Source organism: Deltaproteobacteria bacterium (genome assembly GCA_016210045.1).
In the GTDB taxonomy this organism is placed as follows: domain Bacteria; phylum UBA10199; class UBA10199.
The window spans coordinates 13,239-35,235 of record JACQUX010000014.1 but is presented as its reverse complement, the minus strand read 5'-3'; the positions used below and the strand labels follow the sequence as shown (position 1 = coordinate 35,235).

Below are 21,997 nucleotides of genomic sequence, written 5' to 3'. Positions count from 1 at the left end.
GTCTCGCATCATAACGGTGGCACGTAGAGGATTGCGCCGACCGATGCCTCTTTGCCCGGGCCGCTGAAGTCGAGTCCCCAGATGCCGCCGCCCTTGCCCGCTTCGGAACTGAGTCCGCCGAAGAACGGATTGTAAGTGCCGAACATGAAGCCGCGGCCGGTCGCGAGGTCGAACGCGCCGACGTCTTGGACTTGTCCCATGCCGGAACTGCTCAGTTCCAAGTCGCTGCCGGCCTGCCGTCCGGAGCCACGAATGAAGAGGCTCGATTCGCCCACGGTCATTTGCGGGCCGGTGAACACCACCGGGGGAATCGGCAGCGAGACAGCGGTAGCGCGGATCCACTGCTTCAAATGGTAATAGTCTTGATCGATGCCGTGATCCAATTGCTGATCGCCGTTGATATTGATCGTCGTGGTGGCGATCTGTGGCATTTGGAGGCCACCCATCGGCGCAGTCGCGCCCTCCAGGTCGAAGATGGCGACCAAATTCTTATCCGCGTTCTCCATCACGGCTTCGTAGGGGAGTTCGAAGTTGCTGTTTGCGTCCGTGGTTTTGCACATCGGGAGGGCATAGAGACGCTTCCCATCCAATGACGGGACCATGTCCATGAACAATTGCCCGAACGTTTGTAGATCGCGATTATCCAAGGCGCTGAGCTGTGTCTTTCCCTTCTCCATCCGATATCCGGCGATCCCGTGGTCGTGCCCCATCAGGATCCATTCGTTGCCTTTGTAATTCACGACTTTGAGTCCGGACGGATAATTCTTTTGCCCACCGCAGGTCTCGTCGGCAGTGTATGGTGTCGTGGCCACGAGCACTTGCGCCAAATTGGGGCTGGCGTTCTGCAACGCGCCGGCGTCGGTGAGTGGGAGGCGATAAATGAGATTTTTTTTCGTCGTGTTGTCTTGCGACCAACTCATCTCGGCCACGTAGAGCGCGTCTTTCGCGCTGTTCACGTCGATCGCGCGCCAGGCCCGCTTGTCTTTCAGCGTCAACTTCGTTCCCTCGATCGAGTTGTTGGCGGTCAGATTGGCCAGACCCGTTACGTTCACGCTGTAGAGCAGTGCATCTTGCGAGCTCGGCGGACTCCCCGCCCCTATGAAGTCGATTAAATGGAGGTACTTCGTGTTGCCTTTTTCGACATACACCCCGCGGCACGGCCACGGATAGGCCGTCGTGGCCAGCGACGCATTTGGCTTGGCCACCGTGTACGAGGGGTGCGGGATGAACGCCGCAAACTCGTGTACTTGTTTGTTGGTCGTGGGCGAGAAGAGGAAGACGTAGGCGCCCTTCAACCCGGTGCCGATCGCGTAGATGGCGTTGTTGCCGGGAATCAGGCCGCAGATATGGCCGGGAAAATTCTGCCCTTTATATTTCACCGTCGTGGTCGTGATCCCTTTGTAGTCCTTCAGATCGAGGAACTTGATCGTGTTGCGATAGTTACTGCCGCTCTTGGCTCCGTCGCTGGAGAGGGCGACCCATAACTTGCCGTTCTCCGGTTTCGGGGTGCCGGCGATTTGGTCGGTGTTGAAGTAAATGCTGCCGACGTCGATTTCGCCGAGTGCCACGGTCGTGGTCCCGTCGCTGCTGGCCTCGACCGGCAGCGTCGTGGGAGGCGGGTTCGGCGTGCCAAGGCCGCTGTTATTCATGAGCACGGGACCCGTGCTTTGCAACACGTCGGCGTTGCCGGGGCAGTCTTGAATATTGGAGCAACTGCCGAGCTTGGCCGCCCAACTATATTCGGAATCGAGGATGAACTGGACGAACGACTTGCCGTTCGGCGCGCCTGCGACTTCGAACGGCAGCAAGTGATCGGAGCCGAGATAGACCGTATCGAGCGGGAGCTTCGTGACCTTGTCGCTGTACTTGTCTTCTTTACTGATCTGCACCGGCAGCAGCCCGATCGGCTCCTTACAGAGCGCGTCTTTGCAGAAGCGGGCGAAAAAACGCCCGTTCATGATCGGCTTGTTGTTCAGGATATTGCTGGGACCGGTCTTGAACCAATTGCGCATCAGCACATGGATCTGGTTGGGGAGATACAGATGGGTTTCGATCTTGCCGGTGAGCAGTGCCGGTACGAAGCCCGCGGGGAGGGCCGTGGTGGTCGGGGGCGCAGGGAGTGTTGGGACGACTTCGGGGTCGTCAGGCGTTGGCGGTGTCGGCGGTTCCGGCGGAGGAGGGGGTGTTGGCGGCAGGTCCGTTGGGGGCGTGGCTGGCGGCTCCGGCGCGACCGGAGTCGTTGTGACCGCGGAGACCAGCGTCGGCACGGGGACTGACGCCGTGGTTTGGAAAATAATCGCGGTGCTGAAGTGATCGAGCAACGCCTCGAGGTACTGGCCGTCGGCGGAATAGGTCGTTGCCTTCACGGCCAATTGGCCATTCGACACCACACCGATCCGGAGGTCGGCGCGGGCGGCTTCGCTGATATCGAGGTCTTGAATGTCGACCCGCAGCGGGACTGGCTGGGAAAATTGGAGTCCATCCGGTTTCAAGTCGTATGCGGTGAGGATCGTCTGTTCGGTTGTTTCCGGCGGCGGCGTGTTGGTGATCGTGATGTCTTCTGCATTGCCGCCTGAGACCGTGACTTCGGCCAGATTGCCCAGCGCGGCCTTGCCGTCTGCGGACTGCTTCGCTACGATAAAGTCCTCTGCGGCGCTCTCTGCGGTCGGCGCTGTCTCGGGCGATGCCGAATCGACGACTTCCGGAGTATCCTCCGGTACGACATCAACCGTCACGCTGGCATCCTGTTCACACCCGGCGCCGCCAAGTGTCAGTGCAAGAGTGGCGATGAATATCGCAAACTGTTGGCGAGTAGAACGCATACGACCTCCTTCGGTTGATTAGTGTGGCGTCCGGCGTGTGTTACACGTCGTTTCGTCACGTGGCAAATAGATTTCCTCCGCTATGCCATGAAACGGGATCAGGAACGCGGTGACAGTTCATTTATTGACGGTCCAGAGGCCGTTTCTCGATTTGGGAGTTGAATCTGCAGCAGTTGATTCAGTCCTTCACGCTTCCGTGTAGTTATGACGTGCTACGCTCCGTTGTTGTGGCATTCATCTTGCTCATATTCGAGGTCATGCTGCGGCGATACCCTGGTGTGTATTGTTGGCTCATCTGTTGCGGTCTGTGGCTCGCGTCCTGCCACGGTGAAACTCCTGTGGCCACGCCGGCGACTTCGCAATCGAGTCCGTCCGTTGTGATAGAAGCCCCGTCGGTTGCCCCGCCGATGCTGATTCCTAACGTTCCGGACGTCGCCATGCCATCACCACTCGTTCCCCAACCCGCAGTGGTCACACCCAGTCAGCCGCCGGCCAGTCCGGCCGAAGAGGCGCTCGTTTCGGTAGGCGCACCGGTCGAGGCGGGGGAGGCGGTTGTGACCAATCAGGTAACGGCCGACGCATCCGACACAGCGCCTGCCGATTCCATCATTCCAGCACCGCCGGGGACACCCTCCGCGAACGAGGAGACGTCGGAGGACCCGTTGCCCGCCGTCGCCGCGGTGGAGACCGGAACGGTATATTATGTTCGGCCCCCAGTGGCCGAGGCGACTCCACAAATCGGGGCCGACGGACGTTCGTATCAAACGGCTTGGCGAGGATTTGCCGCCATTCAATGGGGCGACGACGATGGGAATGTCCACGCGGGCGACACGCTGTATGTGTGCGGTACATATCATTGGTTCGCGCCGCAGTTGAAAATTCCGGCCACTGCGCCCAACGGGACGGCGGAGCGGCCCATCACGATTCGTGGCGATTGTCCGGATGATCCGGCGCAGTTCGTGCACGACCCGCTGGGCTCGAATCCTGACCAGTTGCCGCCCTATAAAGTGTACGCCTTTCACATTGAGTCGAAGGCATACTATCGCGTGCTCCATTTTACGTTACAGCATCTCTCGCTGTTGGTCCTCCACGCCCCGCATACGCGCGTGGAGCACGTGACGTTCAACGGGACCACGCCGGACATGCCGGCTGCGATTATCGATTACGGACCGAGCACGGAAATCGAGCAGGTCACCATTTTGAACGCAGCCAAGAATGGGATCACGCAGTTTCTTCGTGGTGGGAACGCGAAGTTAGGACAAGGATGGCTCTATTCACACTACCATGCGCAGCCGACGTCGACGGTGATTCGACACGCGTATATTCACACGCTCGGGTATCACCCGCAGTATCAGTATCACGCCATCGCCCTGAAATGGAATCAGTCGGTACTGATCGAAGATTCAGCGATCATCGATCCATCCGGCAGCGGCATTAGTGTCAATACCTGTGGGGACGTGGGGAACACAGTCATTCAGCGCAACACGATTCGCGCCGGCGTCCAAACGGCGCAATGTAGTGCGTTGCAGCAGGGCAGCGCGTTGGAAAACTGCATGAACCAAGCGTACGGGGTCGCCTTCGCAGCGTCTGCAAAGGACCCAGGCGTAGAACATTGTGCGATCAACTCGACCGTGGAGATCGCGAACAACGAAATCGAAGGCTACACAGGGAACGGTATATTGATCGAAGCGGAGAATCGTGGCGCGGTGTCGATCCAACACAACACGATCGCCGCGAATCGGACGATGGGTATTTGGCTGTATAGTGCCAGTACGCCGGATACCGGGACCACGCTGATTGCCGGCAACAATATTCACCATAACGGCTACGCGTCCGCCGGATCGACGCAGTCGGGCATCGATCTGGCCGGACATGTGGCGCACGTGACGGTGCGCGACAACTTGATTCATTTTAATGGCTATCCGCAGAGCGATTCCAACAGCAAAGCCGCGGGTCTGATCTTACAAGAAGGACCGCAACATCTCGGTGGCGGATCGCCGCAGGACATCACGATTCAACACAATACGTTTGTCAATAATTCCGTCAGTCACCTCTTGACGCACGGCTACGCCGGGGTGCCGAGTGTGATCCAAGGCCTTGACGTTCGTTATAACATTTTTGCGACGATGCCGGAGTTTGGCAACGACACCGTGGTCCGCTATCTGGAACGTTGGAACGATACGCCACAGTGGACGGTCTTCGATTACAATCTCCATTATGGACGTTCCGACGTGCGCTTGCGTTTCAGCGATACGCAGGAGTTCCGCCTCGACCAATTTGCGGCCTATCAGCAGACCACGGGATACAACCAGCATTCAATTGTTGCCGATCCGCTCTTTGTCGATCTCCAAGCCTTCCGCCTCAACCCGTTTTCTCCGGCTGCCCAGATCGTGTTGTCAGATGGCGCTACTGTCACGCTTGGGGCCCAGTGGTCACCATAACGGCCGAACGTTCACTGTCACCCATCCCCTACTCGCTCAACTGAGCACGCCAGCTTTCCCTTGCAATCCTCCCAGGACCTGCTACAAGGCGCGCAAATTGCGACAGCGTTTGGGCTGTCTCCCATGTGAGAAGTGTCTTTTGCGTTTCGGAATTTTTCCGCTGCCAATTCGTCACCACCCTCCATGAACGGATCATCAGGACGCGGATTTCCGCGCCTGAAGAAAGGTATTCCCCTTATGGCCGATTTCCAACATCTCGGCATTGCGTCACGCATTCTAGAGGTGCTGAAACAGCGCCACATCGTGACTCCCACCCCCATCCAGCAGCAGTCGATCCCGATCGGACTGGAAGGCAAAGACGTGATGGGCATCGCCCAGACCGGCACCGGCAAGACGCTGGCGTTCGGCATTCCGCTGATTCAGCGGCTCGATCTCTGCACTGGCCGCGCGCTGATCTTGCTCCCGACGCGGGAATTGGCGCATCAAGTCGATGAAGTGCTGCAGCTGCTCGCGCGTCCGTACCAGATGCGGTCGGCGATCCTGATCGGCGGCGAATCGATGCCGCGGCAGTTGCAAGCGCTGCGGCAACGGCCGCGCATCCTGGTGGCGACGCCGGGACGGCTGATCGACCACATGGAGCAGCGCCACGTCACGCTGCACGACATCCAGATCCTGGTGTTGGACGAAGCCGATCGGATGCTCGATATGGGTTTCGCGCCGCAACTGAATCGGATCATGAAGATGATCCCCAGCGAACGGCAAACGATGCTCTTTTCCGCCACCATGCCGCAGCCGATCGTGAAGTTGGCGACGAATTGCATGTCGCTCCCGGTGCGGATCGAAGTCGCGCCGGCAGGGTCGACGATCGCCGAGATCGAGCAAGAGGTCTTCATCATTCCACAAGCGTCCAAGCTGCAACTGCTCGAAAGTCTGCTCCAGACGTATCACGGCACGGTGTTGGTCTTTTCGCGCACCAAGCACGGCGCGAAGAAGATCACCCGCGTGTTGCAAACGCTTGGACATAATGTGACCGAGATCCACGGCAATCGCTCGCAGAGTCAACGCCGCGACGCGATGGGCGGGTTCCGTTCCGGCAAATATCGCATCCTCGTCGCGACCGACATTGCCGCGCGCGGGATCGACGTGAGCGACATCGAAGTCGTGATCAATTTCGACTTGCCGCAACAATCGGAAGATTACGTGCATCGGATTGGTCGCACTGGCCGTGCCGGAAAAACGGGGCGCGCGATCTCGTTCGTGACCCCGGAGCAGCGGCAAGAAATTCGCGCCATTGAACGCCTGATCCGCAAGGCACTTCCCGTGGCGCCGTTGCCGCAACTCGCGCCGAGTCGCAAGATCCCCAACCTGCCTGCGCCGACCGTGTCACCCGCGCTGCGGTCTGAGGGCCGAGGTACGCGAAGCCATTTCCAACCGCACCGTAGTGCGGAGGGACGCCCCGCCACATCGCGGCCGATTGCATCCGGAGGGCGACCGGCGCCGGTGCGCTTCGCTCGCCCACCGCAACCCACAAGCGGACAACCGCGGCGGGAAGGGATGCCCCGCAAAGAGGGCGCGCCGGCCGCGCCACGCAGCCGTTTCAGCTTCTTCGGTCGTCGTCGCACCGGAGGACGCACCGGCCCATCGAAGGGATAAGGTGGGAAGACGGTGTGGTCGATTATTTGCCGAGCAGGGTCTGATTCACCGGGACCGCAGCGCCGGATGTGGTTGCAGGGCCCGTGCTCGTCGAATCTTCGGCAGTTTCGCCGCTGTTCGACGCCCCTTCTGTGGTTGCGTCGTCGTTTGATGAACCTGGCTCAGTCTGTTCGATGATGAACGCGCAGATGGTTTGGCGACTCGTACACGAAAAGGGGATGAGCGGCAGGGCGGCATTGGCCGTGCAAGTGAATTGTTCCGTCCCCTGATCCGCGATGAGTGTAATGGCGCCGGATTGGCTGATCGTCGCCACATATTTGGAGCGTGTCCCGAATTTCAACGACGGCGCTCCGATACTTGGGATCACGGGCGCAGTCGTGTTGGCCGGCGACTCGTCCGTTGTGGAGACACCGCTGGCAGCCGCATACACGCGCCCAATCGAGAGGATGCTGTCATCTTGGTCGACGTCATAATCGTCGGAGACATCCGCGAAGTCGCAACTGGAATCGGTGACTTGATACGTGCCGCTGACGTCGGGATATCCCCCCTGCGTGACACTGAGGGCTGTGTTGCTGTTTGTGCCGGTTCCCCCGGCTCCCCCACATCCGATGACGAGACAGAGACAGCCGAAACCGACGCCGATCGTTACGAGTTGTGGCACGGTGCGTTGCATGTGACCCCCGAGTTCAATTACTGCCCACAGCCGTCGCGCGTCGGTTGCGGCCGCGCGTAGGACGTAATGTTGTACGCGACCTCATAGCCAGTCACTTCTCCGGCCGTGGTGCGATACGTGATGACCATATCGGAGACGCCGTTGCCGTCGATATCGGCGAACGTCACCGCGCCGCCGCTGAGAAAGTTGTCGGCCTGGGCATCGAACTCCAACCGCTCTCCGCTCGGCGTGAAGATATTGAAGTGCGACCGTCCGCAGATTCCCGGATTCCAAGTCTCGAGCACTTCGACGCGCTGGCCGTCGACTTGCGTCATCGCGCTGGTGTGGGCACACTTTTTGTCTTCCGTGACTGGCGCCGCCGCAACCGGGCTACTCCCCTTCAGTTTGTCGGCGATGCGTTGCTTATCCGCCGGTCGGTTATAGAACGTCGGTTGAATCGTGGTCATGGCGGCTTTCCTCCCCAATGGATGTGCGGACGATCCCCTCAGTGTTCAATATCGGTACGTCGCATAGCGCAGGTTGCGTCCCAATCATCGCAGTGGGGACAGGTACCTTGCGATGCCCGTAAATAGCGCATTGCAAGGTACCTGTCCCCGCTGCGATGCAGTTATGCCTCGTACCGGAGCGGGAGGTAGGCCGGGGTCCACATGGCTTGTTGTAGGGTGGATTCGAGTCGGTGCAGCACCTTGGGTGCGGCGTGGCTCTCCTCGACTGCGCGCCGCACGACCGCCACGGCCACCGCCAGGGAGGCCTCGCGGATGCGCGGGAGCGCGGGGAACAGCGCGCCTTCGTTCAAGTCGCGCGGCGTGACCACGGACGCGAGCGCGCGCGCGGCGGCCAGGAACATCCCGTCGGTCACGCGCCGGATCTTGGCCGTGGTGACGCCTAAGCCGACGCCTGGAAAGATGTACGCATTGTTCCCCTGCCCGATCCGATACCGCTTTCCACCATGCAACACCGGTTCAAACGGGCTGCCGGTGGCCACCAGCGCATGGCCGTCTGACCATCGGATCGCATCCGCCGCCGTGCATTCGGCCTTCGACGTGGGGTTAGAAAGGGGAAAAATAATCGGCCGTGTTTGCTGCGCGGCCATTGCGCGGACGATCGTTTCCGAAAACATCCCCGCAGTGCCGGAGGTGCCGAGGAGAATTGTGGGCTGAACGTGAGCGATCACCTCGTGCAGCGAAATCGTCGCGCCGTCGCGACGCGGATATGCCGCAGCCTCCGTTGCGTCGCGGGCGAACGCGCGTTTGAAATCGTCCAAGTTGGGGCGATCGGCCACGACGAGTCCTTTGCTGTCGACCGTCCAGACGTGACGCCGCGCTTCGTCGCGCGTGAGCCCGGCATGTTGGAGCGCGAGCACGAACAAGTCGCCGATCCCCTGCGCGGCGGCGCCCGCGCCCGCAAAGACCAGTCGCTGTTCCGTCAGTGGCTGCTTCGTGACGCGCAACGCGGAAAAAATCCCGGCCAGTGCGACGGCGGCCGTGCCCTGGATGTCGTCGTTGAATGTGCAGAGTCGATCGCGAAAGCGTTGCAGCTGCGTGATCGCATTCCCCTTCAGGAAATCCTCCCACTGCAACAACGTGTGCGGAAACGCGGTGCGCACGGCGTCGACGAAACGATCCACAAAGGCTTGGTACTTCGGTCCCCGCACCCGCGCACGCCGCAGTCCCAAATAGAGCGGATCGTCGAGCAATGCCTGATTATCCGTGCCGACATCGAGCATGATCGGCAACGTGTCATACGGCGGAATCCCGCCGCACAACGTGTAGAGACACAACTTCCCGATCGAGATCCCCATCCCCCCCGCGCCTTGATCGCCCAACCCCAAAATCCGTTCGCCGTCCGTCACGACGATCACGCGCGGCGCGCGCAATCGCGCATTCGCCAATAGTTCCGGAATGCGATCTTTCAGATCGTAACTCACGAAGAGTCCGCGCGGCCGACGATAGATGTGGGAAAATTGTTGGCACGCCTCGCCGACCGTCGGCGTGTAGATAATCGGCATCATCTCTTCGATGTGTTCCTGCAACAGTCGGTAAAAGAGCACTTCATTGCGATCGTGCAGACTGTTCAAGTAGACATGCTTCCCCAGCGGCGTGGTCTTGGTGCGAAAGTGTTCATAGGTCCGCGCCAATTGTTCCTTGATCCCAAACTGCGCCGGCGGCAACAGCCCGCGTAGGCCCAGCAGATCGCGCTCCTCCGCCGTGAACGCCGTCCCTTTGTTCGCGAGCGGATCTTCGATTAGCCCCAATCCCTTGCGCCGCACCGCTAAATATCGCTCTCCCGTCACCGCGTCGATTTTGATCCGAGTCGCCATAGTCGCTGCCCCATACTCCTCCGCCCAACGCCGCGCACGTACAAATGTGCGTGTGCGGCGAGGGGGTCGATTGATGAAAGCGTCAGTGATGACAGTGTCTGAAATTCGAACACCGATCGATCGAATTTCGATCACTGATTGAGCGGGTTTCGCCGCCCCCGACGCAAAGCCTGTTCGTTTTCGCGATGCGCTCTCTTGGCATTCATTTTGGATAACAATCGCGTCTGAGGGAGGCGCTATGTCGCTATGCATCGGTTCCGTCGTGCAAGAAACCATCGGACAGTTGGCGGCGCTGGCCGGGCCTGCCGCGTGTGTGGCCGCGGGCCATTGGTCGAAACTGAAAACCAATCCGCCGCTGATTTTGCTGCGCACGGTTGCGCGGTGGCACGGGGCGCTGTGGGTCGGCGGGCTCGGTGGTGCGGCGCAATGGCAGCCGGCGGCGCAGGCATGGAAAAAACAGAACGACGGTCTTCTGCCGCCGCAGTGGAGCAACCAACCGTTTGTCACGACACTCGTCCCGCACGGCGACCACCTCTGGCTGATTCAAGTCAGCGCCGGACCGAACGCGCTGTTGCGGCGCAGCGACAATGACCTCAGTTGGACCGGGATGCCCGACGCGCCCACGAACGCTCGGACGCTACTCACCAGCGCCGGGCACTGTTTTCTCGGGAGCGCAGAAGGCGTCGCGCAATGGGATGACGCGAGCGATCTGTGGGCCCCGATCTCGCCGCCGCTCGAGGCTACAGTCACCGCACTCGCGCCGGCCGACGAATCATCCGACGACCTCTTCGTCGGCACCGCCGCCGGCGCCATCTGGCTGCTCGACCCGTGGGCCCAAGTCGCATGGAACGTCAACGCCAGCGTGGACGGCACCGCCATCCGCGCGCTGCAACCCTACGGTGACTACCAATATGTCGCGACCGCGGACACCTTGCACCGCTGCTGGAACTTCGCTTCGAGCTGCGAACCGATCGACCCCGCCGCCGGCTTCGGCTTCCCCGAAATTCCGACGGCCCTCGCGGTCTGGAAGGGCCAGCTCTTCTTAGGCGCCAGCGATGGCGTGTATCGTCTCGACGCCGATGAAGAGACCTGGCAACCGCTGCAGAGCGGATTCCCCTCGCACCCCGTCATCGTCCAAACCCTCACCGCCACCTCCCGACTCTACGCCGCCACCGAGCACTCGCTGTGGCGCTGGCGGTGTGGAAAATGATGAGGCGTTCGAACATATAGATTCGCACAATATTACTCCCAGCTGCTTCTCATAACGTCACGCGTTGCGCAGAAAATCGGTGACGAGGGCGACGAAGCGTTCCGGTTGCTCGACCTGCACCATATGCGCGCAGTCGTCGAGGATCGTGAGTTGGGCCTCGCGGATGCCGCGATGCAACTCTTCGCTGCAACGCACCGGCGTGAGGATGTCTTCGCGCCCCGCGAGAATGAGCGTCGGCGTGTGGATCGCAGCGAGGCGCCGGCGCAGATCCGTGCCGATGCACGCCGCCACTTGCGCGCGGAACGCGGCAATCGATTGCGGGCGGGGATTGCCGAGCAAGGCCGCGCGCGCCAGCACGACGCGCGCGTCGTCTTGCAAAAACGCCTCGCCGAAGATCCACGGCATCGTCACGAGCGCGAGAAGCTCCGGCGCGATCCCCGCCTCGCGCAATTGCGCCACCGATTCGACATGCTGCTGCGACGGCAACGGCACGCGCGCGGCCGACGCGCAAATCACCGCACGTGCCACGCGGTCGGGATGTTCCAGGCAGAGCAGCTGGAGGATCGCGCCGCCCATCGAATGACCCACCACACGCGTGCGTGGGATCTGGAGGGCATCGAGCAGCGCAAGGGTATCGTCGGCCATCATCTGTAACGTGTACGGACCCGCCGGCGCATCCGACTGCCCGACGCCGCGATTGTCGAACGTGGTGACGCGGAAGTTTTCCGCCAATGCGTCGACAACGAAACTCCAGACCGAACAATCCGCGGACAATCCGCCGATCAACAGCAAATCGGGTCCGCGTCCGCGTTGTTCGTAGTAGAGGGTGAGGTCTTGTGGTGTCGTGAGCGTTGGCATGGAGTGTCTATAACGCCTGATGCGGAGCGAGGGCAATCTCCATATGGTGTTGCTGGCGTGGATGGTGCCGCCTCCCCGCGTGGTATTTTTCCACTTTGTCCCGCGTATCGGAGCTGCTAGCCGTTTCCTTCATGAGTGCTGAGCCGGAAACGTTGACGATTACGCCCGCGTGGCGGCGGGCGTTGGCGTTGTTGGAAGAAGGGGTGCGGCCGGTGTTGTTGACCGGGCGGGCGGGGACGGGGAAATCGACGCTGCTGCAACGGTTTCGCGATCAGACGCGCAAACAGGTCGCGGTGTTGGCGCCCACCGGCGTCGCGGCGGTGAATATCCGCGGACAGACGATTCATTCGTTTTTCGGTTTTCGCCCCGATATTACGCCGGAGCGTGCCCATGCAGCCGGTCAAAAGGCGGAGCGGCGGGCGGACAAGCTTTACACCACATTAGAGACGCTGGTCCTCGACGAGATCTCGATGGTCCGCGCCGATCTCTTCACCTGTGTCGATCGGTTCCTGCGCGCCGCACGTCGGTGTCCGCTCGAGCCGTTCGGCGGCGTGCAGCTCATCATGATCGGCGATCTGTACCAACTCCCGCCGGTCGTGAAAACGGCCGAGCGGGAAATATTTGCGTCGCTCTATCCCGGTCCGTATTTTTTTCACGCCCCGGTCTTTGCCGAACTCTCGCTGGAGCTCGTGGAACTCGATGTCGTCTTTCGCCAGCGCGACGAGACTTTCATCCGGCTGCTGAACGCAGTGCGGAACAATTCCGTCACGGCAGCAGATCTCGCTCAATTAAATAGTCGCTGCGAACCGAAGTTCACGCCGGGAGATGAACCGTACATTACGTTAACCACGACGAACGACGCTGCGGCGGCGATCAATGCGGAGCATTTGCAGGCGCTGCGCGGCAAGGGCGTGCGTTGGCACGGCGAGCTGCAAGGCGATTTTCCCGCCGAACAGTGTCCGACGGAAACCGAAATGACGCTCAAGGTCGGCGCGCAAGTCATGCTGCTCAACAACGACAGCTTCGGCCGTTGGGTGAACGGAACGATCGGCGAAGTCATGGCCATGTCGCGGTCCGAGGCGCATGTGGAAGTGCTGTTGGAAGACGGCGAGACCGTCGAAGTCGAACCGTACACTTGGAAGATGTATCGCTACACCGTCGATCCGAAGCATCACACGCTCGACACTGAAGCGGTCGGATCGTTCACGCAACTGCCGTTGCGGTTGGCGTGGGCGGTGACGATTCACAAGAGCCAAGGGAAGACGTTCGATCACGTCATCGTAGATCTGGGTCGCGGCGCGTTTGCGACCGGGCAATTATATGTAGGCTTGAGTCGCTGTCGCACTTTCGAAGGCTTGGTGTTACGGCACCAAGTCCGTGCGAGTGATGTGCGGGTCGATTGGCGCGTCGTGAAGTTCCTGACCGGCATGCAATACGCGCGCTCGGAGGCCGCGATGCCGCTCGCGGAAAAAATGCTGCAACTGGAGGCCGCAGTGGCGCTGCAACGGCCGGTCGCGATCACGTATCTCAAAGCGACGGATGAACCGAGTCAACGCGTGCTCGAACCGCGCGAGGTCGGCGAAATGGCATACAACGGCCGCTCGTTCTTGGGACTGCGCGCGTATTGTCGTGAACGCGGCGAAGAACGCGTCTTCCGTGTCGATCGGATTCTGTCGCTTCAGCCGGTGGAGGAGTGATGCCGCGACCACACACGACGTGGCGTTGGATCATTTCCTGTCTCATGCTCGGCAGCACAGGAGGATTCATTCGGGTCGCGTCCACAGCGGAGGGGATCCCGCCGGAAGATGTCACGTATCGATCGATGGCTGAGGCCCTGCAAGTGCCGGACAAGGTCCACTTCCTGAATCTCTCTCATCAAGACCTCAAGGTGTTGCCGGCGACTATTGGGCAATTGATCCACTTGCAAACGCTCCAAGCGGCAGGGAATCAATTCACGACGTTGCCGCAAGAACTCGGTCGTTGCACCGCACTCATCACCTTAGACTTGCGGAGTAACCGTTTCCGCGAGGTGCCGAGTGTCATTGGTCAGCTGCGATCGTTGCGCACGCTTGACCTCAATAATAATCAGCTGGTGCGTCTTTCGCCCGCGATCGGCCAGCTGACACGGGTCACGGCGTTGTTTGTGGCCAATAATCAGCTGCGATCGCTCCCACGCGAAATTGGGAACATGTCGAGTCTCGCATTTCTCATCATCGACAATAATCAACTGGCATCGCTTCCCGAGACGCTCGGTCAATTAAACAATTTGCACGAAATTCTTGCGTTCAACAATCGTCTTACGCGTCTGCCGGCGACTCTCGCGCAACTGCCTCATTTGAGTAAATTGTGGGTGTCGCGCAATCCGATCCCTCCCGCGGAACAACAGCGTTGGCGCACCAGTCTTCCCAACGTCGATGTGCAGTTTGAGTGAGGAGCACCGCGATGTCCCCGAATTCCTGGCGCGTCCGTTTACTCGAAGCCGCCGATGTTCTGCGCATCGCCGCCTATTGGCATGACCCCGCGCAACAGGCAGACCACGCCGCGCGCGGCTCGGATCTGACGAAGCTGTTGCCCCCCGCCGAATTGGCCGCCGTGTATGCGGGAGAGATTGGTCAAGACCTGCGCACCGCATCGCGCGTGACCTTTGTGATCGAATGGGGTGGCGAGCCGGTGGCCAACGTCTCGGTGATGAATCTCAATACGCAGCGCGACACGCAAGTACACTGCCATGTGTGGCGCCCGGAGCAGCGCCGCCGCGGGATTGGGTCAGCCGTGTTGCACGATGTGCTGCAGACAATCTTCAACACGTGCCCGGTGACAACGTTGGTCTTCGAGCCCTCGCGTCACAACCTCCCGATCAATCGCCTCGTCCAAAAATGCGGCTTTCGCCCGGTGAAGACCTATCGGACTCAACCCTCGCCGATGACCCGCGTGATGGAAGTGCATCGTTATGAGATTACCCGCGAGGCGTTGCGACAAGCGCAAGCAGCGTGTCCGGACGCTGGCTGAATACGCCGCATCACTTCTTCCCATCGCGTTTGAGCGTGACGTGGTAGCCGACGGCGGCGGCGATTTTTAGGAAGGTGGAGAGCATGATGTCGCCGCCGGCCTTGAACTTGCTGAGCGTGACTTGCGTAATGCCGCCGGCCTCGGCCACGGCGCGCAACGTGAACTGCTGGGCCTCGATCTGTGTGAAAATCGCGTGCCGTGCAGCAGCCAAGTCTGCAATGATTTTCCCGGGCGATGCGGCCGGGAGTTCGTCGCCGAGTTGCTCCACCAGGGCCCGATAGCGTGGGGTCTGATTCGCCAACGCCAGTATGTTCCGCGGCTGTAGTCGGGTGAGTAATAAGAATTGGGTGAGGAGCGGCAACAAGGCTGGATCGGCCGACGGCCACGTGACCTCATAAACGGTTTGCCCGGCGTTCCAATGACCCGGCAGGAGTCGCGTTGCCAATCGCAATCCTGCATCGTCGGTCACTCGTTGATCAATCCTGATCACGAATCCACCGGACGGATTGCGGACGATCTTCTTGACCCGACTCTTGATACAGAGTTGGAGCGCGTTCGCAAATTCGTCGAGTTCGGTCGTGGTCATGGGTGTCATACGCGGCCTCGATATAGTTGGATGATGTCCGCAATGGTCTTGACCGTCTGGATCTGTTCGACGCGCGCCGCCAGCGCCGCAATTTCCGGCGGATGCCGAAGCGGCACCACGGTTCGCAGTGTGCGGGCGGTCAGCCGCCGCATCGTCCGATGAATCTTTGTTGATTGTGGAGTATGCAACATCCCGCTGTTTCCGCTTTCGAAGAGCCGCAGATAATCGGGGAGGCTGCCTTCGTAGTGGAGCAGGCTGTGGGCGGAGTCGATTAGAATCACATCATGGGTGACGTAGTCATAGAGATAATTGGCATCGTGCCGGTCGATCTGTCCCGTGATCCAATCGTAGCAGGCGCAGTCAAAAATGTTGTCGGCGCGTAGTTGCAGGACCCCATGATAAGTCGCATAGGTGCGGCCGTCGGGGAAATCGAGCCATGTTTGCACGGTGGTGAAGCGGTTGAGCAGCCAGAGCTGCGGCACACGCACTCCAAGCGCGACCGCGAGCCGATACGCCCACCATTCCCGCTCCGCCAGCGTCCCGGTGTGCGGAGCGACGCGGCAATCGCGATGATTCTGCTCCGAGGTCTGCTTATAAAAGAGCCGCCCCCTTCGTGCGTGGTAGTAGAGCCGTTGGATGGCCGACTGCCCGCGTGACGGATAGTGGCGTGTCGCCAACGGTTGTCCCGCGTTGCGGGCAATGAGCCTGCAAATATCGGCCGGCACGTTAGGGCGGGGCAGTAGCATACGATATAAACAATAGTTTATATCGTATAGTTTATCAAGGCCGATCGTGTCTGGAGATCATGTCGCCGCTCAGCGGTGCGCCATCACCGCGTGCTCCGATCTGACGAAGCCGCTATCTCCAGATGAACTCGCTGCGCTGTATGCGGAAGAGAACTGCAGAACCTTCCATAACACAGTGGCCCGCATTCGATACGGGGGTCGGGCGGAGGGGGCAGGGGCCGCAAACCTTAATCGATATTGCAAACACGCTATAAGCACTGTCCAAACAACCGGGAGTAGTGCTCGTTGGGTCGGGGCAGTAGTATACGATATAAACAATAGTTTATATCGTATTGTTTATCGAAGCAGGAGAGAGAGTCGCCGCCAGAGTCCCATCAGCGACGCCGCGGGCCCAAACGTCATTGGCAAGCGACCATTCGCTACAGACGCGAGCGTGTTCACAATCTCTGTGTCTGTCTCGTTGCCGTGCGTTTGCAGCCATGCCGCAGTGGCGGTCAGCGCAGCGGGCGTGAGGCTTCCCGTCGCATTCAATAATTCGTGGTTCGCGCTGGGCGATTGCCGATATCGGTCGTGGCTGGGAAAAGTTGTGCTTCTCTAACACCCGCTGGCGGCGGTCAGTGTGAAGGGGAAGGAGACGGCGCAGTTGGTGGTGGCGCCGGTGCCGATCAGCATGCCGAAGCCGAACATCTCGGTGGGGCTGGTGGCCGTGGCTTGGAACGCGAGGCCGAACACGAGCGGATTGCCGAAGCTGTCGATCGTGGCGCCGAAGAGAAACGGCACTAGCAGATTGCCGTAGTTGTTGGTGCAGCCCTGCCGGAACAGATAGATGCTGCCCGTGGCGGTTGCGTAGTTGAAGGCGAGCGGCAGGCCCGATGGGATGTCGATGGTGGAGAGGGTGCCGCTGGCGGCAGGGGCGGCGGGGAGGCTGGACAACAGCAGCGGCGTGGCGCCGCAGACGACCGGCGCGTTGTAACTCAGCGTCCACGCCCCGGTGCAGAGATCGTGGACGGTCGTGTTGGACGCGCTTTGGAGCGTCATCGTGATCGGATACGTGGCCGTACAGCCGAGACTGTTGTCCCAGTGGAGCTCACCGGCGATGGCTGCTGTGCTCGCGGCGGTGAAATCGAAATAATTGGAGCCCGATACGACCGCGTCGCCGTCTGCGACGGGAAAAGAATATGTCGGGCTGCGATACACGGCCGCTGATGTGGACACGAGATTCAGCGCCAAATGCGACATGTCGACGTCTAAGTCGGCCGTGAGGCCGTCGCAATCGACGCTCAGCGTGGCAGTGCCGGCGCTGAGCAATCCGCCGCTGCCGCTTGTGGGGCAATTGGCGCCGCTCAAGCTCGACAGATCGCCGGTCATGGAAAAGTTCCACGTGCCGGAGCTCGGAATGGTTGGCGAGGCCCCGGCTTTCGCTGTGACCGGGCTCAGTGTCGCGTCGGCAACTGCGCCTGCCGTGATCGCGACGGGGAATTCAGCAAACGTCGCGGTCGTGTAGAAGCGTCCGACGGTTGCGTCTCCGAGCTGCAGACCGAAATAGGCCGTTGCGTCAGGTTCCGCCGCGCCGGGATACGCGAATGTCCCGGTCCATGTTGCGCCATCCGCAATCGGCTCCGCAGGCGCGATGATTACACTCGATGACGTCCCCGTCGTGGTGTCGAACAGAAAGAGCGTGGGCGATTCCAGTGCGACACCGCTTTCGTTGAGCAGCGTCAGTGTCCCGTTGGTCCCCGCGAACGTCAGCCCGGCCTGAAAATTCCGATTGGTGGCCAGTCGCCAGGCCGCGTCCGCGATGCCGTCGGTCGTGGTCGGCGGTTCAGCCGCGCCCGCGGTTTCGCTCGCGGTTTCGCCCGACGTGCCGCAGCCGCTCCCCAGCAGCAGCCCGCACCCGACGGCACTACAAATGATCCAGCGTTTCAGCACCGCGCGAGTATGCCCGTGTCGCCCGAATCATGCCAGGCGGAAAATGCGGCCGCATTTGAGTTGACTTTGCCTGCTGCATTAGGCCTTGATGGGGCGCACATTGGAATTGATTCGGCCCCCATGACAGAACATTCCGCGCAACATATTCTTCGGCAAGTCTTTGGCTACCACGCCTTTCGCGGGCATCAGGCGGCGATCATCGATCACGTCACGGACGGCGGCGACGCGCTCGTCGTGATGCCGACCGGCGGTGGCAAGTCGCTCTGTTACCAAATCCCGGCGCTGCTCCGTCCCGGGCTCGGCGTCGTCGTTTCCCCGCTGATCGCGTTGATGCAAGACCAAGTCGACGCGCTGCTCGCGATGGGCGTGCGCGCGGCCTTTCATAATTCGACGCTCTCGTGGCCTCAGCGTCGCGAGCTGGAACAACAAATACGCGCCGGCGCGCTCGACTTGTTGTACGTCGCGCCGGAACGCTTGGTGACGCTGGAATTTACCGACTTGTTGCGCGCGTGTCCCTGCGCACTGTTCGCGATCGACGAAGCCCACTGCGTCTCGCAATGGGGCCACGATTTTCGTCCCGAATATCGCGCACTGCACTTGTTGGCGGAACATTTTCCGCATGTGCCGCGCATCGCGCTGACGGCCACTGCCGATCCGCGCACGCGTCAAGATATCGCCGAGCGGCTGCATTTACAGCACGCCCCGCTCTTCCTTTCCAGCTTCGACCGGCCGAACATCTTCTATCGCGTCACGCCGAAACAACAGCCGCGCCATCAGTTGCTCCGCTTCATCCAACGCGAACATCCGGACGACGCCGGCATTGTCTACTGTCTGTCGCGCAAGCGCGTTGAGCAGACCGCTGTGTGGCTGACGCAACAGGGGCACCGCGCGCTCCCGTATCATGCGGGGCTCGAGGCCGCCGTCCGCGCTGCGCACCAAACGCAATTTCTGCGCGACGACGGACTGATCATGGTCGCGACGATCGCGTTCGGGATGGGCATCGACAAACCGAACGTCCGCTTCGTCGCGCATCTCGATCTGCCGAAGAATCTCGAGGCGTATTATCAGGAAACCGGCCGCGCCGGTCGCGACGGTTTGCCCGCCAACGCGTGGATGGTCTATGGCCTCCAAGACGTGGTGCTGCTGCGCCAATTGATGGAAGCGTCCGCGGCCGACGCCACGCACAAACAATCCGAACAGCGGAAATTGACCGCGATGCTCGGCTTCTGCGAATCGACCCAGTGCCGTCGACAGCAAGTGCTGACGTATTTCGGCGAATCGCATGCCGGCGGATGCGGTCGTTGCGATAATTGCACCGACCCGCCGGCCACTTGGGACGGGACGCAAGCGGCGCAAATGGCGCTGTCGTGCGTCTATCGCACCGGACAACGCTTCGGTGCGGCGTATGTGATCGACGTCCTCGTCGGCGCGGACACGCCGCGCATCAAGGCGCTGCATCACGAACAGCTCAGCACGTTCGGGATCGGCAAACACTTGAGCGCGATGGAGTGGAATACGATCTTCCGTCAGCTGATCGCCGCCGGATTGTTGCGCGTTGATCACGAAAAATTCGGCGGGCTGCAACTCACGGCGGAGAGTCGTCCGGTGTTGCGCGGCGAACGGTCCATTGCCTTCCGCCACGATCCGACGCCCGCGCCACGTCGTGGCAAATTGTCTCCGCCAACCGCCTCGCCGACCGCGATTACGTTGCACACGCCGGAAGAGCAAGATCTGTGGCAACGGCTGCGGACGCTGCGCAAGACGCTGGCCGATACCCACGGCGTGCCGCCGTATGTGATTTTTCACGACCGAACGTTGAAGGAAATGATTCGCCATCGGCCGCGCGATCTCCAGGCGATGGGCTTCATCTCCGGGATCGGCGAACACAAGCTGCAGAAATATGGGGCGACGTTCTTGGCCGCGTTGCAAGAGACGTGAGCGCAGCGCATGGCGCGGCGCTCGATTCACACCCCGACATCCGACCAACGGGGCGAGGCGGCAAAGGCGGCGTGGATCAGTCCGACGTGGGAGTACGCCTGCGGGAAGTTCCCCCACATTTCACCAGTGCGTGGATCGACATCTTCGGAGAATAAACCGAGCGGCGATTGGATACGTAACGCCTGCTCCATGACCGCACGCGCTTCTTCATCCCGATGCAGCCGCGCCAGCGCCTCGACCAGCCAGAAGGTGCAGAGCGTAAATGCGGCGGTCGGGACCCCAAAGCCATCATCGGTGCGGTAGCGTCGGATCCAACCATCCTGTTCGAGGTCGCTGCGGATGGCGGTCACGGTGGCGTGCGTGCGTTGATCGTCGATCGGTAAGAGCCGCAGCGTAATGGCCTGCAACAGCGCGGCATCGACTTCCCGCCCGCCGTAGTCGGCGACGAGACAGCCACGCGTCGGATCGACGGCCTGGGTGAGGATCTCCTCCCGAATGCGAGCCGCGGCTGCGGCGAATTCCTCCGTGTCGGTTGGTCGATGAAGGGCGGCGATGCGACTCATGCGGTCGGCCGCCGCCCAACACATGAGTGAACTGAAAGTTTGCGGTCGCCATGCCGAACGAAACTCCCAGATCCCGGCATCCGGTTGCCCGGCGACGGCGACGGCGCGGCGCGCCAAGCGGGACACTAAGTCGAGGATCGGCGGCGTGGCCTGCTCGCGAAAGCGGGCATCGAGGAACAACGGCGTGAGCGCGAGGACCATCTCGCCGAAGACGTCATGTTGCTTGTGGCTCATGGCGGCGTTGCCGACGCGGACCGCCGACTCATTCCCATATCCCGCCCATTGGGGCAGCAGGCGTTCCTCGAGGTCGGTGCGACCATCGATGCGATAGAGCGGGGCGAGGTCAAGATCGGGCGCGGACGAGGCCACATTGAGCAGATAATGGAGAAACGCTTCCCGTTCTTCGAAATGGCCCAGTAGGCGGAAGGCGCCGAGCGCATAATACGCGTCGCGGAGCCAGCAATATCGATAGTCCCAGGTGCGTCCGGAGCCGGGCCCTTCCGGAATCGACGTGGTGAGCGCCGCGACAATCGCGCCCGTGTCTTCGAAACAGTGGAGTTTGAGGGCCAACGCGGAACGGATGACCGCTTCCTGATACTGCGACGGGATGTCGCAGTTTTTGACCCAGAGTTGCCAGTAGCGGACGGTTTCGTGCAGAAAGCGCTCGCAGAGCGGGGACAACGGTTCTTCTACCGGCTGCCCCCAGGAGAGGACGAAATGTGTGCGGGCGGTGAGCGCAAACGGTTCGTTGTTGAGATATGAAAGCGAGGCATCCGTGGTGAGTCGCACTTGGGTCTCGTAGCCGGCATACCCGATGTGATGGGACCCGTGCTCCGGCTGCGGCCGCTGTTGGGACCATCCGAGAATGGGATCGCAGTGCACGCGGATGCGCGGCGTGCCCGACAGCGGTTCGACGATGCGCACGATTTTGGTCGGTCGGAAGCTGCGTTCGTGTTGGATGAAACGCGGCGCAAAATCGAGCACGCGAAACGCGCCGTCGGCGGTGTCGAAGCGGGTCTCGAGCACATTCGTATTCGGCAGATAGCGCTGTTGCCCGAGCTGCGCTGCGGCCGGACCGATCACAAAACTACCGCCGTGTTGTTCGTCCAACAAGGCGCCGAAGATCGGCGGTGAATCGAAACGTGGCAGGCAACACCACACAATGGCGCCGTCGCGACGGACATGCGCCGCCAGCTGGCAGTTGCCGATAAGGCCGAGTTCGGAGAGTGCCATGGTCTTCACCTCCGTA

17 protein-coding genes are annotated in these 21,997 nt (G+C 61.1%); 7 read left to right on the top strand and 10 right to left on the bottom strand.

Annotated elements, in window-relative coordinates; translation table 11 throughout:
• Window positions 1-8: 8 nt before the first annotated feature.
• Window positions 9-2,822: a hypothetical protein gene (locus HY696_04175; protein MBI4237601.1), complete on the bottom strand. Its 2,814-nt coding sequence runs from the start codon at window positions 2,820-2,822 to the stop codon at window positions 9-11.
• Between the two features lie 202 nt (window positions 2,823-3,024).
• Window positions 3,025-3,261: a hypothetical protein gene (locus tag HY696_04170; protein MBI4237600.1), complete on the bottom strand. Its 237-nt coding sequence runs from the start codon at window positions 3,259-3,261 to the stop codon at window positions 3,025-3,027.
• Here HY696_04170 and HY696_04165 point away from each other — a divergent pair.
• Together HY696_04165 and HY696_04160 are read left to right on the top strand one after the other, a co-directional pair.
• Window positions 3,260-5,263 carry a right-handed parallel beta-helix repeat-containing protein gene (locus HY696_04165; GenBank protein ID MBI4237599.1) on the top strand — a complete coding sequence of 668 codons (2,004 nt, stop codon included), beginning with the start codon at window positions 3,260-3,262 and terminating at the stop codon, window positions 5,261-5,263. The two genes, HY696_04170 and HY696_04165, sit on opposite strands and share 2 nt — an antisense overlap.
• 237 nt (window positions 5,264-5,500) lie before the next feature.
• Window positions 5,501-6,916 carry a DEAD/DEAH box helicase gene (locus HY696_04160; protein ID MBI4237598.1) on the top strand — a complete coding sequence of 472 codons (1,416 nt, stop codon included), beginning with the start codon at window positions 5,501-5,503 and terminating at the stop codon, window positions 6,914-6,916.
• 22 nt (window positions 6,917-6,938) lie between these two features.
• Here the strand turns inward: HY696_04160 and HY696_04155 are convergent, their stop codons facing one another.
• From HY696_04155 to HY696_04145, 3 genes are all read right to left on the bottom strand, one after another.
• Window positions 6,939-7,589 carry a hypothetical protein gene (locus HY696_04155; GenBank protein MBI4237597.1) on the bottom strand — a complete coding sequence of 217 codons (651 nt, stop codon included), beginning with the start codon at window positions 7,587-7,589 and terminating at the stop codon, window positions 6,939-6,941.
• A gap of 17 nt (window positions 7,590-7,606) precedes the next feature.
• Window positions 7,607-8,035 (bottom strand): hypothetical protein, encoded by a 429-nt coding sequence (locus HY696_04150; GenBank protein ID MBI4237596.1) that lies wholly within the window; start codon window positions 8,033-8,035, stop codon window positions 7,607-7,609.
• A gap of 161 nt (window positions 8,036-8,196) precedes the next feature.
• Entirely contained in the window at window positions 8,197-9,909 is a 1,713-nt protein-coding gene (locus HY696_04145; protein ID MBI4237595.1) for an NAD-dependent malic enzyme, read from the bottom strand.
• Between the two features lie 238 nt (window positions 9,910-10,147).
• Between HY696_04145 and HY696_04140 the strand changes: the two genes are divergently transcribed.
• Complete coding sequence (locus tag HY696_04140) at window positions 10,148-11,119, top strand: hypothetical protein (protein MBI4237594.1); 972 nt, start codon at window positions 10,148-10,150, stop codon at window positions 11,117-11,119.
• A 57-nt stretch (window positions 11,120-11,176) separates the two neighbouring features.
• Here HY696_04140 and HY696_04135 read toward each other — a convergent pair whose 3' ends face one another.
• On the bottom strand, window positions 11,177-11,977 hold the full coding sequence (locus tag HY696_04135) for an alpha/beta fold hydrolase (protein ID MBI4237593.1): 801 nt from the start codon (window positions 11,975-11,977) through the stop codon (window positions 11,177-11,179).
• Between the two features lie 131 nt (window positions 11,978-12,108).
• On the opposite strand from HY696_04135, the gene HY696_04130 reads away from it, so the two are divergent.
• Genes HY696_04130 through HY696_04120 form a run of 3 tightly spaced genes read left to right on the top strand, consistent with a single transcriptional unit; the run spans window position 12,109 to window position 14,986 of the window.
• Window positions 12,109-13,674 carry an AAA family ATPase gene (locus HY696_04130; GenBank protein MBI4237592.1) on the top strand — a complete coding sequence of 522 codons (1,566 nt, stop codon included), beginning with the start codon at window positions 12,109-12,111 and terminating at the stop codon, window positions 13,672-13,674.
• Window positions 13,674-14,408: a leucine-rich repeat domain-containing protein gene (locus HY696_04125; GenBank protein MBI4237591.1), complete on the top strand. Its 735-nt coding sequence runs from the start codon at window positions 13,674-13,676 to the stop codon at window positions 14,406-14,408. Before HY696_04130 ends, HY696_04125 begins: the two co-directional genes overlap by 1 nt.
• Window positions 14,409-14,419: 11 nt before the next feature.
• Window positions 14,420-14,986, top strand: a complete 567-nt coding sequence (locus tag HY696_04120) for a GNAT family N-acetyltransferase (GenBank protein ID MBI4237590.1) — start codon at window positions 14,420-14,422, stop codon at window positions 14,984-14,986.
• A gap of 10 nt (window positions 14,987-14,996) precedes the next feature.
• Here the strand turns inward: HY696_04120 and HY696_04115 are convergent, their stop codons facing one another.
• From HY696_04115 to HY696_04105, 3 genes are all read right to left on the bottom strand, one after another.
• Complete coding sequence (locus tag HY696_04115) at window positions 14,997-15,581, bottom strand: hypothetical protein (GenBank protein MBI4237589.1); 585 nt, start codon at window positions 15,579-15,581, stop codon at window positions 14,997-14,999.
• The gene (locus HY696_04110; protein ID MBI4237588.1) at window positions 15,578-16,318 is read right to left on the bottom strand and encodes a hypothetical protein; all 741 of its coding nucleotides are present in this window, start codon (window positions 16,316-16,318) and stop codon (window positions 15,578-15,580) included. The genes HY696_04115 and HY696_04110 overlap by 4 nt, the downstream gene beginning before the upstream one ends.
• 594 nt (window positions 16,319-16,912) lie before the next feature.
• Window positions 16,913-18,247 carry a hypothetical protein gene (locus HY696_04105; GenBank protein ID MBI4237587.1) on the bottom strand — a complete coding sequence of 445 codons (1,335 nt, stop codon included), beginning with the start codon at window positions 18,245-18,247 and terminating at the stop codon, window positions 16,913-16,915.
• Window positions 18,248-18,367: 120 nt separating this feature from the next.
• Between HY696_04105 and recQ the strand changes: the two genes are divergently transcribed.
• Window positions 18,368-20,185 carry a DNA helicase RecQ gene (recQ, locus tag HY696_04100; protein ID MBI4237586.1) on the top strand — a complete coding sequence of 606 codons (1,818 nt, stop codon included), beginning with the start codon at window positions 18,368-18,370 and terminating at the stop codon, window positions 20,183-20,185.
• Window positions 20,186-20,211: 26 nt separating this feature from the next.
• Here the strand turns inward: recQ and HY696_04095 are convergent, their stop codons facing one another.
• Entirely contained in the window at window positions 20,212-21,981 is a 1,770-nt protein-coding gene (locus HY696_04095; GenBank protein ID MBI4237585.1) for a glycoside hydrolase family 15 protein, read from the bottom strand.
• Between the last annotated feature and the right edge of the window lie 16 nt (window positions 21,982-21,997).